Below are 17,449 nucleotides of genomic sequence, written 5' to 3'. Positions count from 1 at the left end.
GATGTAGAAAACTTCCCTAATCCATTACGTGTTCGTATAGCATTAGCTGAAAAAAATGCAACTGAACATGTTGAGTTTGTTCCGGTAGATTTACTTAATGGCGAGCATAGAACAGACGCTTTTTTAGCAAAAAACCCACTAGCAGGTGTACCTGTACTTGAGCTTGATGATGGTACATTTATATCTGAAAGCACTGCTATTACAGAATATATTGATACTGCTTTTGAAGGGCCATCATTAATGGGGAAAACCGCAAAAGAGCGTGCAGTGATTAACATGATGCAAAAGCGCGCTGAGTCTATGGTGCTTGACGCAGTGGCTACTTATTTTCATCATGCGACAGATGGCTTAGGTCCAGAGCTTGAAACGTATCAAAACGTAGCCTGGGGTGAAAAGCAAGGCGAAAAGGCAGATCAAGGGTTTAGCTATTTCAACGATGTACTAGCACAATCGACATTTGTTGGCGGTGAGCAGTTTAGTATTGCTGATATTACATTGTATGCTGGGCTTGTGTTTGCTGGATTTGCACAAATTGCGATTCCAAGTGAACTTACACATTTAAAAGCGTGGCAAGAAAATGTAGCACAACGAGAAAGTGTTGCTGCTTAAATACGCATATACATAGGAGCTTTAAGTGAAAATAGCCGCCGATTTTACTCAACGTGTCGTTGTTCATAGTGAACAACTTGATTGGATCCCTTCGCCAATGGCAGGTGTAGATAGGCGCCCACTTGATAGAGTAGGCGTAGAAGTAGCCCGTGCTACAAGCATTGTACGTTATGCTCCGGGCAGCGAATTCTCCCCTCATATACATACCGGTGGTGAAGAGTTTGTGGTGCTTGAAGGGGTATTTCAAGATGAACATGGCGATTTTCCACAAGGCTCCTATATTCGTAATCCGCCACAATCAAAGCATAAACCAGGCTCACAAAATGGCTGCATAATATTTGTAAAGCTTTGGCAGTTTCAACCCGAAGATAGAACTCACGTACGCCTACAAACACAGCACATGGGCAGCGTGCAGCACGCAACATTTAAAGGGCTTGCCATAACGCCGCTTTATAAAGATGACTATGAAGACGTGAGCATATTACACTTTGAAGCCGGTGCTAACATGCAAGTTAGCGCAATTGGTGGGGCTGAGTTACTGGTGCTTGAAGGCGATGTATGTGAGCAATCAGACATATTAGTAAAACACAGCTGGCTAAGGCTACCCATTAATAGTGATCTTAATATAACCGCAGGTAAGCAAGGTGCAAAAGTGTGGCTTAAATTAGGCCATTTAACCGATGTAAATAAGCAAATAGCGCGTGTGCAAGGCGCTTAACTATTTTTACTTGTACCATTAAATAGTTGATTTAGTTCAGTACTAATTAACTTAATAGGGTGTACTTTTATAGCTTAACTCAGTCAATGTTTGGCATTTGTATGTAGTTACTACTAACTTAAATAGAACAATTTAAGCCCTAGGCTTTAATTAATCCAAACAACAGGCTGTAAATATTTTAAGCGCACCCAGTTAAGGAGAGCAGCATGGTACATACAACACATGGGTTATCTATTGGTATTGAACGCGCAGGCAGAGAATTCTTTTTAAAATTAAAAGCAGTGGGTACACTCACCCATGAAGACTATAAAGTAATTACCCCCATGATCGACTCAGCCCTCGGCGAGGTTAAACACCCTATAGCAAATGTACTCATAGATGCCAGCGAGCTAGAAGGCTGGGAGCTTCGCGCCGCATGGGATGATTTAAAACTTGGCGTAAGACACTCAAAAGAATTTAATAAAATTGCTATTTATGGCAATCAAGAATGGCAAGCCCGCATGGCTAAAATAGGTAATTGGTTTATCTCAGGCGAGGTACAATACTACGAAAACGCCACCGCCGCCATCGATTGGCTAGATGAATAACGTGATTGAAAAACTTAAGTTAAAGCACTCTTTTAGAGTGCTTTTTATATATAGAAGTGTTGTTAAGTATTTGAATTTGCTTTATTTCAATTGTTAACAAAATAACAGTGACACCCATTTTATTTTTTGCAGTTTAGTGAACTAAGTACTAGGCTTTTATCAGTGCAAAAAATAAGCAGGGTGTCTTATGGCTATTGCAAGAAAGCGTCAAGTAAGTTTAGTTGATACAAAGTATTATCACTGTATTTCACGCTGTGTTCGTCGTGCATTTTTATGTGGCGAAGACCGTTTTACAGGTCAATCTTACGAGCATCGACGTGGGTGGGTTGAAGATAAACTACTTGAGTTAGCCAAGGTGTTTTGTATTGATGTATGTGCTTATGCCGTAATGAGTAACCATACCCATTTAGTACTGTATGTTGATGATAAAAAAGCAAACAGGCTAAATGATAAAGCGATTGTTATTCGCTGGCATAAACTCTGTAAAGGAACTGTACTTACGCAAAAATACATACAGGGTGAACAGCTAAGCAAAGCTGAACTTATCTTTTTTAATCAAACAGTAAAACAATACCGCGAGCGCTTATCAAATATTAGCTGGTTTATGCGGTTATTAAATGAAGACATTGCCCGCAGAGCAAATAAAGAAGACAACTGCACGGGACGATTCTGGGAAGGCAGATTCACATCTCAAGCATTATTAGATGAGGCAGCACTTGCAGCCTGTATGGCCTATGTTGATTTAAACCCCATTAGAGCAAAAGTGGCAGAAATGCCCGAAGAGTCAGACCATACCAGCATCAAACAACGCATAACACAGGCAAAAGAAGGGAGACAACCAAAACAACTACTTCGCTTTGCAGGCATCCCACGTCAAGTTATGGCAAAAGGACTGCCGTTTGAACTTAAATCGTACCTTGAACTTGTTGAGCTAACAGGGCGAATAATGCGAGAGGATAAATGCGGACATATTGACAATGTGACCCTTCCTTTACTCGTAAGGCTTAACATATCCCCAGAAAATTGGTTAAAACTCACCACACAGTTTACACGCGTATTCCATGGCGCAGTAGGCAGACCTAGTTCACAAATAAGTTACTGTGAAAATTTAAACAGAAAGCGTCGGGCAAATATCAGCAACTGCGAAAAGCTACTGGCATAACCTTAAAACATTCAGTAATAAATCATAACTGCATCATGCAGTCATTTTTATGTGTGTAATTTAGGTTTAACAGCGACAATCGCTCATTAAATGGATGAAATGAAAATAACTCTGCAATAGAAGAGAAATTATTAACCTAAAAATAAATTTTATGACATAGTTTGGTTTGTATAATTAAAGTGGCTGTCTAGTTCAATTTTGTTCAAAAACGAGTTTATCGACCGTCTGCTTCTCGCTCATAACAGCGTGTCAGCTAAACTCTAAATAGCGTTAGAACAGATATGAGTTACTTCAACTTATGCAACTGACAGGCATAAGAAAAGTTAACTTGGTTGATTTTTAACTTTGACTTAGCACTTAAATCAGCTCCTTATTTCACTTCGTTACTCAGCGGTTGGTTATTTGCAAACTCAAGCGCATTATTTATGGTGGTTTGGGCTATTTCGCTGAGCGCCTCTTGAGTAAAAAAACCTTGATGCCCAGTAACAAGTACATTTGGAAAACTCACTAAACGTGAAAATACGTCATCTTGCATTATTTCATCGCTACGATTTTTAAAAAACAACTCTGATTCTTGCTCATAAACATCAAGGCCTAAATAACCAAGCTTTTTGCTTTTGAGTGCGTTAATACAGGCTTTACTATCTACTAATGCGCCGCGCGAGGTATTTATCAGCATGACGCCTTTTTTCATTTTGCTAAAAGCGTCCTCATTAATTAAATGGTGAGTCTGTTCGTTAAGCGGACAGTTTAGTGAAATAACATCACTTTTGTTAAGTAAAGTGTCAATATCGCAAAGTGTGTAATTACCCTCAGCTGCATAAGGATCACATACCAATAAATTTGCACCAAAGCCGTTAATAATTTTCACTAGTGCTTGGCCTATTTCCCCACAGCCAATAATACCAATGGTTTTTTTGAAGAGGTTAAACCCCAGTAAACCGTTTAAGTCAAAGTTGTCTTCGCGAATGCGGTTATAAGCTTTATGAGTTTTACGATTTAAGGTAAGCATTAAAGCAACACAGTGCTCTGCAACAGCTTCTGGGCTGTATGCCGGCACGCGGCACACTGTAATGTTATGTGCTTTTGCAGCTTTTAAATCAACGTTATTAAAGCCTGCACAGCGTAGTAAAATAAGTTTTATACCGTTATCTGCAAGTTGGCTTATAACGGCACTGTTCACCACATCATTTACAAACACACATACGGCATCAAAGCCTTTGCACAGCGTGGTGCTTTGCTCATTGAGTGTTTGCTCAAAATGACTGAGTAAAATATTTCTTTGGTTATTTAAACAGGCATTAAAAGGAGCCTGTTCATACTTTTGCGAACTGAAAAGTGCTACTGTTAGTTGCGTCATTAATTGTACTCTCTATTACCTGTTTTAAGGTTTCGGGTTTAGTACGCGGTGCATAGCGCACTGACAACTGTCCCTCAGAGTTTATTAGAAACTTGGTAAAATTCCATTTTATGGCACGATTTTGTGCTATTCCTCGGGTATGAGCTTTTAAATAATTAAATAACGGATGAGCCTCAGGGCCATTAACCATTACTTTACTAAACACAGGGAAACTAACATTAAACTGCTGTTGGTAAAAGCCTTTAATATCAAGGTTTCTACCAGGCTCATTATAATCAAATTGATTACAAGGAAACGCAAGTACCATAAAGCCTTGTGATTTATATTGCTGATATAGCTTTTCAAGAGCGCCGAGCTGCGCTGAAAAATTGCATTTACTGGCTGTATTTACAATTAAAGTTGTTTTACCTTTTAGTTGGCTAAAGGCAAAGTCTTCGCCGTTATAAAGTGCGGCGTTAAATTGATATATGCTATCCATAAGTTACCTTATTTGTGTCGTCCATGAGGAAATTTAATGAAGACTTTTTCATTCGCTTTTTGTCTATTTGGTTGAGATAATCAATATATCTTTTTAAGTTACCACTGAAATAGGTCATTTTTATGTCAATCAAAGTTGCGTTTATCGGGTTAGGGGTCATGGGCTACCCAATGGCGGGGCATTTAGCTACTGCAGGCTATCAAGTTTGTGTATATAACCGCACTACAGCTAAGGCGAAAAAATGGGCAGAGAAGTATAATGGCAGTGTGGCCACCACTCCAGCCAGTGCTGCTGAAAACGCTGAAATTGTATTTATGTGTGTAGGTAACGATGATGACTTACGCTCAGTGGTGTATGGCGGAGACGGTGTACTTGCTGGTATGGATGAGGGCACCATTTTAGTTGATCACACTACCACATCTGCCGAAGTTGCGCGTGAAGTATCAGCAAAAGCCGCTGAGCTAGGGGTTGCGTTTATTGACGCGCCAGTATCTGGTGGTCAGGCAGGGGCTGAGAATGGCGTGCTTACGGTAATGGTTGGTGGAGATGAAGCAGCCTTTGCCAAAGTACAACCTGTCATGGCTACATTTAGCCGTTTTAGCCAACTACTCGGTGAAGTCGGCTCTGGTCAGTTATGTAAAATGGTGAATCAAATTTGTATTGCGGGCGTGGTACAGGGATTAGCTGAAGGCTTACACTTTGCTAAACAAGCAGGCCTTGATGGTGAACAAGTCATTGAGACTATCTCTAAAGGTGCAGCTGGTTCATGGCAAATGGAAAACCGTTACAAAACTATGTGGGCCGGTGATTACGATTTTGGTTTTGCCGTTGATTGGATGCGTAAAGACTTAGGTATCGCTCTAGATGAAGCGAAGAATAACGGTGCTACGCTACCAATCACCGCTACGGTTGATCAATACTACGCTGACGTGCAGGCACTTGGTGGCGGACGCTACGATACATCAAGTTTGCTAGCGCGTATCGAAGCCCTTCATAAAAAATAGTGTTTACTCTTTAGCAAAAAGCCGCAATTAACTTTACTTGCGGCTTGAACTCTTGCTTATCACCTGTTCTGCAAACTACATACTCTGCGCGTAGTTATACAATGCTTTAAGAATGGTTAAATCCTTTTCGCTATCGTCATGTTCATGAGCCAGATTTTCAAGCGTGATCATAAAGTCCTGTGCGCTGATCGAAGGCTGATCTTCACCATGCATCAATTTATTTTGACAATACTCACGCCATGTTGCTAATTCGTCTTGGCTAAGGTGTTGCGGCCAATTACGAGCTCTGTATTTAAACAATAAGCTATCGAACTTTTTATCTTCAAAATCAAGTTTAAGAGTTGCTAATTGTTCCGGGTCGGCATCACGAATAATGGCAAACTTAGCTTTATCAGCGTTGCTGGTAAAGCCGTCATAAAGCATGTAATCGGTATTGGTGGTTTTGCCGTAATCAGGTTTGTCGTTAAATACTTCAGTGACTTTATCGCGAAGTGCAGGGTTCGCTTTTAAAATCGCGAGATTTTTTAAGCATTGTTCACGGCCAATACCCAAGCGTGCTGCGTTTTCGGGGAGTAGTGTTTTAGCTGGGGCTAAAATAGGGCACTTATTTAAATGCACGAGTTTTAAACCCACTGGTAACTCATCTTCGCCTAATTCACTGTGTTTTGTGTAAAGGCGTGTTCGTAATTCCTCTACGGTTAAATCAAGCAATACTTGCGGGTTTTCAGTTAAATTAAAACATATCACTGCATTTTTATTTATGGGATGAAAGCTCATTGGCGCAATCCAGCTAGTACAACCCTGTACTGCTGGAATACGTGACGACGTATGCACAAGTGGTGTCATGTTAAATACATCAATTAGTTCTGCTAGTGCTTTTTTACCGCGTAAGCTAAAAAAGAACTTATACAGCTTTGGCTGCTTTTCTTTTATGAGCTTTGCAAGGGCAATGGTTGCGGTTACATCGCTCAACGCATCATGCGCCGCAGCATGCTCAATACCATTGGCAACAGTTAAATGTTCTAGCTTAAAGCTTGGGCTGCCGTCTTCTTTTAATGGCCACTCCATACCTTCGGGGCGCAGCGCGTAACAAGCACGTACTAAATCGATAATATCCCAGCGGCTATTATTGTTTTTATATTCGCGCTCGTACGGGTCATAAAAGTTACGGTAAAAGCTATAACGGCTTACCTCGTCATCAAAACGGATGCTGTTATAACCTGCTACACAGGTGTTTGGTACACTAAATTCTGCATGGATTTTGGCAATAAACTCAGCTTCTACTAGACCTTTTTTCATCGCTACTTGGGGGGTAATGCCGGTGATCAAACAGGCCTCTGGATGAGGTAAATAATCAGCCACCGGTTTACAGTATTCAATTAGCGGGTCACCAATAATATTTAAATCAAGATCGGTACGAATACCCGCAAACTGGCTCGGCTTATCTTTTTGCGGGCTCGCTCCCCAGGTTTCGTAATCGTGCCAGTAGATAGTTGCTTGATTTTGCTCTTGATAAGCCATTTAAAAAACCTTTAAGTTAGCTTGAAGCGGCCTATATACCGCCAAGTTACTAAATTTATGAATTATTAAGATTATGGCACACAGGTGGAGGAGTTTATAGGTGTGAATTTGCAAATTATGAGGGCTCATTCGTATTTAAAAACCTTACTCAGGATTTAGCTTAATGACGGTAATCTAGGGTCGTCAGTTTTCAAGTTAACTCGGCCTATGAGTTAACTTGCTAAAGAGTCGCGAGTAGAAATAGTTATTAGACTAAAGTCTATAGGTTAATTTTATTCATCTATCAGGTTTGTTTTTATCGTTTGTCGAAGTTGGGTTAATTCTCTAAAGTTTAGTTGTCGGCAACAAATACGACTAACCAAATAGGAATTTAATCATGACTAGTACACTTATCAAAACCATTGCACTTAGCTCTCTTTTAACTTGCTCAGCGGCTGTTATGGCTGATCAAAGTGATTACAAGTTAATGGTTATAGAAACAGCGACAGCGCCACAGCCTCTGGAGCAGTCATTCAAAAGTTGCGCATTGAATGTTAAATCAAAAAATTATGCGCAAGCAGAAGAGATTTGCAGCCAAGCGATTGGATTATTAAAGACAAGTAAATGGCGTAAACTAAACGTCCGTGAGCTTACATCATTTGCACTGAGCAACCGAGGCGTATCTCGCTTGATGGCTAAAAATGACGCTGGTGGCATTGCTGATTTATATGAAGCATCACAGATTTCAGACAATACATTTGTATCGCATAACCTTACACGCGCCAAGGAAAACCTTTCTTTATAAGTGTTTTTATAAAGTAGCACTAGTTTAAAAACAGCCCACGTTAAGTCACTTAACGTGGGCTGTTTGCGTTTTAGTACTTTAAAGTTGGTATATTGATGTTTGGATTAGGTGAAAATGAAGGAAATGAATCAGTTGTCTATTGCGATGGTCAGCTTTGTTGTGTCCTGGTTAAGCCGCATAAGACACATTTATTGTGGACTGTTCGAACTCAATTGGAGAGCAGTCACCATTTGATGTATGCAGCCTGATCTGATTGTAATATCTGATATAAGCTTCTACATCACCTTTAAATTGAGCTTACCCATCAATCAAGTTACTTTGTCACGACCAACTTCAAAGCCTTCTTTACTCAGCTTTTTCATTAGCTGGCGAGATCCTAAACTTTGACGACTTTCTTTAAATAAAGCTTTCGTGCGTCGATATAACATTAGCTCAGACTCACTGATAACTTTCGCTGGACGATTGCGCCAAGCATAATAACCACTTCGACTAACATTCATGACTTCGCACTGCTTTTTTACAGGAAAAATGCCTTCGTTCTGTTTAATAAAGTTAAACTTTACTTCATTTCTCTTGCGAAGAAGGCACTGGCCTTTTTTAATATTTCTTTTTCCATACGAAGTTTTTATTTTCTTTACGAAGTTTCATTAACTCACTACGCTCATCATCAGCTAAAATCGCTCCTGATTGCTTATCTTCAAAGTGTGAGCGAAATTATCACTCAGTGCTCGCTTTAGCATTTACTGTAATTTGGCTACCAACATGGGCTGATTAATATATGTACTACAAAGATCAACAGCCCCTAAACAAAAGCATTATTTGAATCTAATTAATTTATAATGACAATCACTCTTACTTTTTTGTTGTGATGTAAAGCACTCTTAACCATTTTCAGATATTAAATTCTGTATTAAGTATTATATGTATATGTAGAGTGCGGGTAGAGTAATACCAATGATTACCAATAGTGACTTTATACCCCAAGGACTGTGTTTCCCTTTAATCATAAACAACCCACTCAGCGCCAAAAAAATAAGTAATGCAGCAAAGGTATCTGAAAAAATCACCCAAGACGTTTTTGTTTCGTTTAGGTGCAAGCGATTAAATGCCTGAAACACATGTCGTGGAGCAATATGCTCATAAATTATTTGCTGCTCTTTTAGATTAAATGACAGGTTACTCCCATTATTAAAAAACACTTTAAATTGTGTTGGTGATGCCCAATATGATGCTTTAACTTTTTCATCCAATTGGCTTGTTGTAAGCACTTGACTTATAAGCTGTTCATCGTTGTTAAGTGTCCAGTTTTGAGTTGGTACAGGAATTACTTTTTGTTCAACATGGTAATTAGGGTTCCAATCATTCTTGTGATTCACAGCAATGCCAGATACCGCAAATATAATCACTAAGCCAACACAAAAGTAACCCACATCACGATGCAAGCTTCGGTTTAGTTTATGCCAGTAAATTTTTCTTTTTGTGTTACTCAAAAATCTCTACACCTGTAGGTATAAGTTGATAGATTGCCATTGGCTCAGTCACTGTGTTTTCATCAAATTCGTTACCAGCTTGTTGCGCCCTGTGTGCTAACAAAGCTTTAGTGCGGGTCAAGTTAAGCTGGATTTTATTGAGTTTTCCAGTCGCTATTGCTTCACTGCCTTTGGCTGTCATCGGGAATACCATATCGCCATCGTTCACTTTTATCTGCAGGTTTTCAAAGCGTTTATCTGAGGCTATCGTCATCCAGCAACCACGCTTTTCACATACACCTACCACAGTGCCTTCAATCGTTATTTTTTGGTCAAGGTAATTATCAGGTGTTGCCATTAAAGTAGAAATTTTTAGTAGATTAACGTTATTAACAGGTTCGCCAAATTGCTCTGCCTTGGCTGAAGATAATCCTATTGTTGCAAGAACTAAAATTAAGAGTTTGTAAGAATTCATCTCATATTCCTTTATATTAAGTAAGATCAATTAAATTAAAAATAAGTTACAGGCAAATAATCTGTTTTTAGTATAAGCGTAAGTATTTAGTTATTGCAATTCCAAATATTAAAACCTAAAATCACCACTCAAACCTAAATGGTAATGATTTTTATTAAGGATTGATGATATGAAATTTACGTATGCTTTTCTATGTGTTGGTGCAGCACTTTCTAATTTTTCTACCTTCGCAAGCACCATTGAGTTAAACAAAGAAGACCAAACAATAGAAAAAATTGAGGTTTTAGGTCACAAATTATCAGCGTTAAATCAAGATGTAGCAGGTTCAGTATCGGTATTATCAAAAGAACAAATAGAAAGACAGCAAGCAGCTGACCTTAACCAGATACTTAAAACTCTACCTGGGGTTGAGTTATTTGGTGGTGTAACACCGTTATCAGGACAACCCTCTATTCGAGGCTTATATGGCGAACGTATTTATATATCAGTAGATGATGTAAAGCGTAAAATTGATTCAGATGGCAGTCAAAACATAGCGCAAATTAATTCATTAGGCGTAAACCCAGATCAATTAAAGCAAATTCAAGTATTGCGAGGAGCTGATTCATTAACGGTAGGCTCTGGCGCTATTGGTGGGAGTATTCGCTTAGTGACCAAGGATGCGAGTGATTATTTAGGAGATGAACAAGGTTTTGGCACTCGATTCTCAGTGACACATCAATCTGTTTCAGACTCGAATGACTTTAATGCTGATTTATTCTATTTAAATGATGTGAGCGATACTGTGTTTTCACTCGGGCAAGTTGAATATGATGATATTGATGTTGTTGCTAAGGAAGGCACGACTGAAGACGAAAAAATTCAGCAAGTTAGCAAAATACAGAATAAATCAAAACGACAAAATGCGACCCTAAAAAATACCTGGTATTTTAACCCGCATCATAGTCTTAAAACTAAGCTAGATTACAGTAAAACTGAATCGGTTGATCAACCTTATGGTCAGCGACTTGATTTAGCAATTGCATATCCCACACTGGCTGAAGATTACAAAAATGACTATCTCGAAGGCATGCTTAAATACACCTATCAGGGAGAAAGCGATTACGTTGATTTAGATGTACAAGCTTTTTATTCTAAAAAAACGTACGATAAGATCAGCAAAGGCTACATTGAGCAAGGTACTAATAAAATTATTTATGACAGTAATAGTGAAGGAGAAAGTTCGCGCAAGGGTGTCCGGTTCGCAAACTTATCGGCCTTTGAAGGTGCTATCAAACATAAACTTGCTGTAGAACTTCAATATGATGCTGAGAGTTTTAATCAAACTCAGTGGCAAGATCAGCAACAATCAACATACTACGGCAATAGCGATGCACAAAACTGGTCATTATCCTTGATTGATCAAAGTAAGTTCTTTGATGAGCGTTTACTCATCACCGCCGGGCTTAGATTTGATGCGTATGATCGGGAAAGTGAGTACTTTGATCAGTTTGATAGCAATAGTGATAACGAGTTATCAAGCGAGCTTGGTCTTACGTTTAAAGTAACTGACTATTTTAATTTATATATAAAAAGTGCTGAAGCATTTCGGGCACCGTCGCTGCAAGAACTTTATAAGCAAGATGAATGGCGCTGTCATATCGGCGGCAAAATTTGCTATAGCGAACCACAGCCAGATCTTAAAGCAGAAGACTCAGATAACCTTGAAATGGGCTTTGGTTTAAGTTGGCAAAACCTGCCTTATGCAGATAGCTTGAGCCTCAAAGCGATTTACTTTAATAACGAAATCAATAATTACATTGATAACGTACCATTTATGTATTATCTCGATGCTGACGGCGAGAAACAACTTGGTTCACCAGGGCCAAAACCTGCCAATGGTATACCAGTTGCCACTCACCGCGATTATAGTGCTAAGAATATTGGTAAGTTATTAAGTCATGGTATTGAAATAGAAGCGCAGTATACTTTCCAATCACTGGATATGTATTTAGGATATTCAACGATTAACATGGATGTTGAAGGTATGCCTAACTTTTTCTTAGGAACCATTGATTACACGCAACAACCTTATGCGGAAGCACCTGCGGATAAAATAACTTGGAATACTAACTACCAGTTCACAGAGCAATTTAACCTAGGCCTGCAAATGTTGCATTACCGCGAGCAAAGACGTTTAAGCGATACGTACTTAGAATACGGTTACGGCACAAGTACATACACTGTTTATAACTTGAATGCTAAATACCAAGCCACTGGCAGTTTAGACGGTTTCATAGTGAGGTTGGGTGTCGATAATCTAACAGATAAGCGCTACCTAAGAGCGCCAGCAACAGAAGCAAGCGATCCAGCGGAGCTTGGCCGCAATTATAAAGTCTCGTTAAGTTATCAGTTTTAATTTTTATAGTATTGACATAACAGGTTCATAAAATATGAGTCTGTTATTTTTGTCATGGCTGACAACCAACAGGCAATCCAAGCTTATAAAAAGTTAGGGTTTAAATTCGCAGATTATCCAGAAGTTATGGAGGTCAATAATTGTTTGTATATGGTAAAAGCTAGTTAATTAATATCAGGAGTTGAGTCCCTAGCGATGAGTGTTGGCTGGAAAATGCGGTTGATTGTAATACTAGCGTGTTTATAAATGTCTTTTAAAACTAGATTAGCAGCCATTTTACCCATCTCTGGCACCGGGTTATCGATAGTTGTTAGTGTAGGATATAAATAGTTGGCAAATATAACGTTATCGTAGCCCATTACGGCGAGATCTTTGGGAATATTATAACCATGTTCACGAGCACATTTCATAGCGCCTGATGCCATTTCGTCATTTGCACATACTAGCGCTGAAAACTTTGTTTTAGCATTCATAAAGTGCTTTAGCCCATCTTGGCCTCCTGTTTCTTTAAAATCACCTATAAAAAATAGTTGCTCGTTAAATGGAATATTAAACTCAGCTAAGGCTTTTTTATGCCCAGTGAGTCGGTCTGAAGCATCGACTTTAAATTGCGGGCCTGCTATGTAGGCAATATTTTTATGACCTTTGTTGATCATATGCTTAGTTGCTAAGTAACCGCCCATAATATTATCTAAGCTTATGCAGTTATCTTTAATTTCTTCTACATAACGGCTCATTAAGTAAATAGGCACTTTACCTTTACTAAGCTCTATTAAATAGTCGTTTGATACAGCTTCAACGTGGGCGATAATTGCATCGCAATTGCGGCTAATTAAAAACTCAAAACCGTTTCTTTCTTTGTTTTCATCACTGTGGCCGGGCGTAATTATTACATGCTTTCCCGCTGCACGAAGTTGTTCTTCAATAGCTGACATCATTTGGCCAAAAAATGGCCCGTCAAGCTCAGACACTAAAATCCCGACACTGTTAGTACAGTTAGATGCTAAAGAGCGGGCAATAGAGCTTGGTTGATAGCCAAGCTCTGCCATTGCATCAAGTACCTTTTTTTTGGTCTTTTTACTTACGTAGTCGTTGTCGTTCATTACCCGTGAAACGGTTGATAAAGAAACGCCTGCAAGTTCTGATACTTGATATATAGTCGCCATTAATTTCCTGCACTAGCTTATTGTTTTAACTATTGTAATTTACACATTACTGCGTCTAATTGCCAAGTCTTCTGTAATTTTGTGCAACATTTTTGGCGTAAGTGGGTAAATTAGCATTAAAGCTGCACCTAAAAATGCAAATGCAGCCGGGATCCAACTCATTAATAGCTGCATACCAGGTAATGATTGCGATATAGTCGTTTCATCCATACCGTTATAGCCATAGCCTGCTAATACAACCAACACTAATGCCCCAGCAAATCCGCCACCTGTTTTTTGTACAAAAGTGCCAGCTGAGTAAATTAAGCCCGTAGCGCGGCGTTTATTTTTCCATTCAGAGTAATCTGCAGAATCACCTAGCATACTAAAAAATAATGTTGGCATCATGGCTGCAAAAAATTCCGCGGCGCAGCCAAAGGTAAATACAGCAATAATATTATCGCTCGGTACCCAGTAAAAGGCAGTTGTTAGTAAACCGCTCAATACTAGGGATACAATAAATAAATTACGTTTCCCCATAATTTCTGCAAGCTTGCCTGTGGCCAGTGCGCCAAAAATTGACACAATTAATAACGCGACAAAATATTGTCCGGCCATGAGTTCGTTAGCAACATGATATTTAAAGTAATAAGCAATTACGCCATATTTTATGCCATTAAACATCATGGTTAAAAAGCCAATGCCGAGTAAAATTAACCAAGGCTTATTGGTTAGCAAGTCAACCATATCACGCTGCGAACCAGTTAGCTTTTGGTGATCTTTATTGAGTAATTTTTTTATAACAAAGGTCATGGCTACCATAATTAGCGCAAAGAACAATCCACTGTATATATCGCGATAGTAAAAAAATAGAGTGGTAGCAAGCAGGGGTAAAATAATGAAAGGTAAGTTTTTAGTTAAGTCTTTTAGCTCCGATTTTAGGCAGCCTTCATTGGTTACTTGTGGTGCTACACGTTCTTTGGTTGTTATAAAAGTAATGGCCATAAGCGCAATCAGTAATGCGGCAAATAAATACATAGTTAATTGATAGCCTTTAGCATTGTCACCACCGCCAAAGTAGGCAACTAACTCAGGTAAAAACCCCATTACTAGGAGGCCACCTGCAAATGCGCCGGCAAAACGAAAGCTAGAGAGTTTAGTCCGTTCAGTGTCATCAGGGGTCATTACGCCCATTAAGGCAGAGTAGGGCACATTACTTACGGTGTATGCTAAGGTTAAACCAATATAAGTGACATAGGCGTATATTAACTTATTGGTTTCACTAAAGTTAGGAGTGGTAAAACACAGCACCATGAACAACCCTAAAAATGGCGCAGACCAAAGTATCCAAGGTCTAAACTTACCAAAGCGGGTGTTGGTTCTATCTGCAATCATACCCATTATTATATCGGTTACACCGTCAGATAATCTCACTACTAGAAATAACATGGCAGCGGCCGCTGCTGAGATACCAAAAGTATCGGTATAAAATACAGCTAAGTAGGCAAGTGCGCCGCGCCAAACTAGGTTGGCACCGGCATCGCCCATGGCATAGCCTATTTTTTCGTATAAAGGAATTTTATTCACTGTGTGTTTCTTATTGTTGTTTTAAAGTTTACTAGTCGAGGTTGTCGACTAGTAATTATCGTTTAATAATTACCGATTAGTAATTAAATTGCTATACGCATGGCCACTGGCTTTAACTGTACGTTGTTGAGTTTGATAATCAACATATACAATGCCAAAACGTTTTAAATAGCCTTCAGCCCATTCAAAATTATCCATTAAGCTCCAAGCAAAATAACCATGTACGATTACACCTTGCTCGGTGGCATTGTGAACTGCGTTTAAATGTTGTTGATAATAGCTAATACGGTCTAAATCGTTTACTTCGCCGTTATTAATCGTATCGGCTATGGCCGCACCATTTTCAGTGATATAAACAGGTGGTAAAGTATATTTTTTATTTAACGATACTAATAAATCAGTTAAGGCTTGTGGGTAAATTTCCCAGCCAATATCTGTTAATGGACCTTGGTGAGGACGTTCATCGTAAAAGTCATCATCGCTTGCTTGATAATGCAAGCGCGTATAAAAATTAACGCCTAAGTAATCTAAAGGTTGAGCAATAATTTCCATATCCCCAGGGTGAATATCAGGGCGTTGCTCAGGTGGTAACTGGTCGATTATATCAGGGTATTTACCTTCCATTACTGGGCGCATATACCACTGGTTAATATAATCATCAGCAAAAGCTGTGGCTTTTAAGTCTGCTTCACTTTGGGTTACTGGGTAGCAAGGTGTAAAGTTAAGTACAATACCGTTTAATGTATCTGGGCTATTTTTAGCGAGTGCTTGCATCGCGAGGCCATGGCCTAGTAATAAGTGATGAGCCGCTTTTCGACCAAATTCACGACCAACAATACCAGGGGCATGCACACCAATTTCGTAACCTAAATAAGCGCTGCAAAATGGTTCGTTTAATGTTGCGTAAGAGTGAACTCGCTCACCAAATGCTTGGCTAATTAAGTCCGCATACTTTGCATATTCATAGGCTGTGTTTCGATTAAGCCAGCCACCTTCATCTTCTAAGTATTGTGGTAAATCCCAGTGATAAAGCGTGACAAAGGCTTTGATGTTTCGACGTTTTAACTCATCTAAAATATCGGTATAAAACTTAACACCTATCGGATTTAAAGTACCATCTTGCTTCATTACTCGAGGCCAAGAAATCGATAAGCGGTACGCATCAACACCTAAGGAGTCTATTAATTCAATATCTTGTGGCCACCGTGTGTAATGGTCGCAGGCAACTAATCCATCTGAGTTATCGGCTATTTTGCCAGGCGTTGAGCAAAAGGTGTCCCATATACAGGGTAGGCGATCATTTGCGCCACCTTCAATTTGAAAAGATGCTGTGGCAACACCAAAAGTGAAGTCTTTGCTAAGAAGTGGCGAGTTAGCGGGTAATGATAATTTTTTCATTAATAGAAAGCCTCTGCTTTTTTATTGTCAGTAAATTTGGTATTAATTCTAGCTTTAAAAGTGCATGCTTTTGGAAGCGCTTCCATGTTTGATTTTATTAATGCTCAGCTATGGTATTTAATGCTTTTAAGGAAGCGCTTCCATATTCAGGTTAGTGGCTATTTCTTAGCAGGTCAATAGTTAAATTAAGATTAGAATAAATACTTGCTTTGAATATCAAAAATAAAAACGTGGCGCAAATGATTCAGCCAGAAATCCGCGATATAACCGTTGAAGAGCTGCGTAAATTTAATGGTGTACTGACTAACCCATGGTGACGGTTTTAAAGTTAAGCGATCAACAGTTACAAGTAGCCAGTAATCGTGTGGAGTTTGCAGGTATTGAGTATCGAAGTGAAGATAAAGTGGCTTACATTGAAGCAAACTCGGCCCTAAGTTTTGATTATAAAGTAAATGGCATGCCAAGCTCAGTACTTAATGTTGCAATATGTTGCAACGACTTGTATGCAAGATTGTGGTGGGCGTGTTGATATTAGCGCTGAACTTAAAAGAGTTGCGTTTAATACATGGCAAGCTCTAAACATAGACTTGCTTTGCCAGAGTTGTTAGCCTATTTTTTATATAAAACGCTGCTAAAATTTCTGTGTTAGTGACGAATATCAATTTTGTTTCAGAGGGGAAGAAACAATCAACGATTATCTGTCCAGATGATTGATTTGTTCAGTAGTTAAGTAAACACAGTGATGTGTGTAGTT

The 17,449-nt window shown here is 39.1% G+C and carries 17 protein-coding genes and 2 pseudogenes; 9 read left to right on the top strand and 10 right to left on the bottom strand.

Annotated features, from left to right (window positions below; genetic code table 11):
- From ACT3RM_RS12940 to ACT3RM_RS12925, 4 genes are all read left to right on the top strand, one after another.
- Positions 1-609 (top strand): glutathione S-transferase family protein (locus ACT3RM_RS12940; RefSeq protein ID WP_444511387.1); only part of this gene is annotated, 609 nt, incomplete at its 5' end.
- A 25-nt stretch (positions 610-634) separates the two neighbouring features.
- Positions 635-1,327 carry a cupin domain-containing protein gene (locus ACT3RM_RS12935; protein ID WP_441834910.1) on the top strand — a complete coding sequence of 231 codons (693 nt, stop codon included), beginning with the start codon at positions 635-637 and terminating at the stop codon, positions 1,325-1,327.
- A gap of 206 nt (positions 1,328-1,533) precedes the next feature.
- Positions 1,534-1,914: a SpoIIAA family protein gene (locus tag ACT3RM_RS12930; RefSeq protein WP_024032784.1), complete on the top strand. Its 381-nt coding sequence runs from the start codon at positions 1,534-1,536 to the stop codon at positions 1,912-1,914.
- A gap of 187 nt (positions 1,915-2,101) precedes the next feature.
- Positions 2,102-3,076 carry a transposase gene (locus tag ACT3RM_RS12925; protein WP_441834909.1) on the top strand — a complete coding sequence of 325 codons (975 nt, stop codon included), beginning with the start codon at positions 2,102-2,104 and terminating at the stop codon, positions 3,074-3,076.
- Positions 3,077-3,446: 370 nt separating this feature from the next.
- Here the strand turns inward: ACT3RM_RS12925 and ACT3RM_RS12920 are convergent, their stop codons facing one another.
- Both ACT3RM_RS12920 and ACT3RM_RS12915 read right to left on the bottom strand, forming a co-directional pair.
- Positions 3,447-4,436: a 2-hydroxyacid dehydrogenase gene (locus ACT3RM_RS12920; protein WP_441834908.1), complete on the bottom strand. Its 990-nt coding sequence runs from the start codon at positions 4,434-4,436 to the stop codon at positions 3,447-3,449.
- Positions 4,393-4,914: a glutathione peroxidase gene (locus ACT3RM_RS12915; RefSeq protein ID WP_441834907.1), complete on the bottom strand. Its 522-nt coding sequence runs from the start codon at positions 4,912-4,914 to the stop codon at positions 4,393-4,395. Before ACT3RM_RS12915 ends, ACT3RM_RS12920 begins: the two co-directional genes overlap by 44 nt.
- A 122-nt stretch (positions 4,915-5,036) precedes the next feature.
- Between ACT3RM_RS12915 and ACT3RM_RS12910 the strand changes: the two genes are divergently transcribed.
- Positions 5,037-5,918 (top strand): NAD(P)-dependent oxidoreductase, encoded by an 882-nt coding sequence (locus ACT3RM_RS12910; RefSeq protein ID WP_441834906.1) that lies wholly within the window; start codon positions 5,037-5,039, stop codon positions 5,916-5,918.
- Between the two features lie 75 nt (positions 5,919-5,993).
- Here the strand turns inward: ACT3RM_RS12910 and sbcB are convergent, their stop codons facing one another.
- Positions 5,994-7,439, bottom strand: coding sequence for an exodeoxyribonuclease I (sbcB, locus tag ACT3RM_RS12905; protein ID WP_441834905.1), 1,446 nt, complete (start codon positions 7,437-7,439; stop codon positions 5,994-5,996).
- A 376-nt stretch (positions 7,440-7,815) separates the two neighbouring features.
- Here sbcB and ACT3RM_RS12900 point away from each other — a divergent pair, with 376 nt between their 5' ends.
- Entirely contained in the window at positions 7,816-8,223 is a 408-nt protein-coding gene (locus ACT3RM_RS12900; protein ID WP_441834904.1) for a hypothetical protein, read from the top strand.
- Between the two features lie 168 nt (positions 8,224-8,391).
- Here the strand turns inward: ACT3RM_RS12900 and ACT3RM_RS12895 are convergent.
- From ACT3RM_RS12895 to ACT3RM_RS12880, 4 genes and pseudogenes are all read right to left on the bottom strand, one after another.
- Positions 8,392-8,505 (bottom strand): annotated as a pseudogene (locus ACT3RM_RS12895) (IS3 family transposase); the annotation flags it as partial.
- Between the two features lie 41 nt (positions 8,506-8,546).
- Positions 8,547-8,892 (bottom strand): annotated as a pseudogene (locus ACT3RM_RS12890) (IS3 family transposase); the annotation flags it as partial.
- 248 nt (positions 8,893-9,140) lie between these two features.
- Entirely contained in the window at positions 9,141-9,713 is a 573-nt protein-coding gene (locus ACT3RM_RS12885) for a PepSY-associated TM helix domain-containing protein (protein WP_441834903.1), read from the bottom strand.
- Positions 9,706-10,167: a DUF4920 domain-containing protein gene (locus ACT3RM_RS12880; protein WP_441834902.1), complete on the bottom strand. Its 462-nt coding sequence runs from the start codon at positions 10,165-10,167 to the stop codon at positions 9,706-9,708. Before ACT3RM_RS12880 ends, ACT3RM_RS12885 begins: the two co-directional genes overlap by 8 nt.
- Positions 10,168-10,336: 169 nt before the next feature.
- On the opposite strand from ACT3RM_RS12880, the gene ACT3RM_RS12875 reads away from it, so the two are divergent.
- The gene (locus tag ACT3RM_RS12875) at positions 10,337-12,565 is read left to right on the top strand and encodes a TonB-dependent receptor domain-containing protein (RefSeq protein ID WP_441834901.1); all 2,229 of its coding nucleotides are present in this window, start codon (positions 10,337-10,339) and stop codon (positions 12,563-12,565) included.
- A gap of 164 nt (positions 12,566-12,729) precedes the next feature.
- On the opposite strand, the gene ACT3RM_RS12870 is transcribed toward ACT3RM_RS12875, so the two are convergent.
- From ACT3RM_RS12870 to ACT3RM_RS12860, 3 genes are all read right to left on the bottom strand, one after another.
- The gene (locus ACT3RM_RS12870) at positions 12,730-13,731 is read right to left on the bottom strand and encodes a LacI family DNA-binding transcriptional regulator (RefSeq protein ID WP_441834900.1); all 1,002 of its coding nucleotides are present in this window, start codon (positions 13,729-13,731) and stop codon (positions 12,730-12,732) included.
- Between the two features lie 39 nt (positions 13,732-13,770).
- Entirely contained in the window at positions 13,771-15,297 is a 1,527-nt protein-coding gene (locus ACT3RM_RS12865; protein ID WP_441834899.1) for an MFS transporter, read from the bottom strand.
- 69 nt (positions 15,298-15,366) lie between these two features.
- Positions 15,367-16,695 (bottom strand): GH1 family beta-glucosidase, encoded by a 1,329-nt coding sequence (locus ACT3RM_RS12860; protein WP_441992941.1) that lies wholly within the window; start codon positions 16,693-16,695, stop codon positions 15,367-15,369.
- 310 nt (positions 16,696-17,005) lie between these two features.
- Here ACT3RM_RS12860 and ACT3RM_RS12855 point away from each other — a divergent pair, with 310 nt between their 5' ends.
- Positions 17,006-17,224: a hypothetical protein gene (locus ACT3RM_RS12855; RefSeq protein WP_441836242.1), complete on the top strand. Its 219-nt coding sequence runs from the start codon at positions 17,006-17,008 to the stop codon at positions 17,222-17,224.
- Entirely contained in the window at positions 17,172-17,303 is a 132-nt protein-coding gene (locus ACT3RM_RS12850) for a putative glycoside hydrolase (RefSeq protein ID WP_441836240.1), read from the top strand. The genes ACT3RM_RS12855 and ACT3RM_RS12850 overlap by 53 nt, the downstream gene beginning before the upstream one ends.
- Positions 17,304-17,449 lie beyond the last annotated feature (146 nt).

The organism is Pseudoalteromonas sp. AOP7-A1-14 (genome assembly GCF_052376275.1).
GTDB lineage: Bacteria > Pseudomonadota > Gammaproteobacteria > Enterobacterales > Alteromonadaceae > Pseudoalteromonas.
This window is presented reverse-complemented; position numbering and strand designations above follow the sequence as displayed.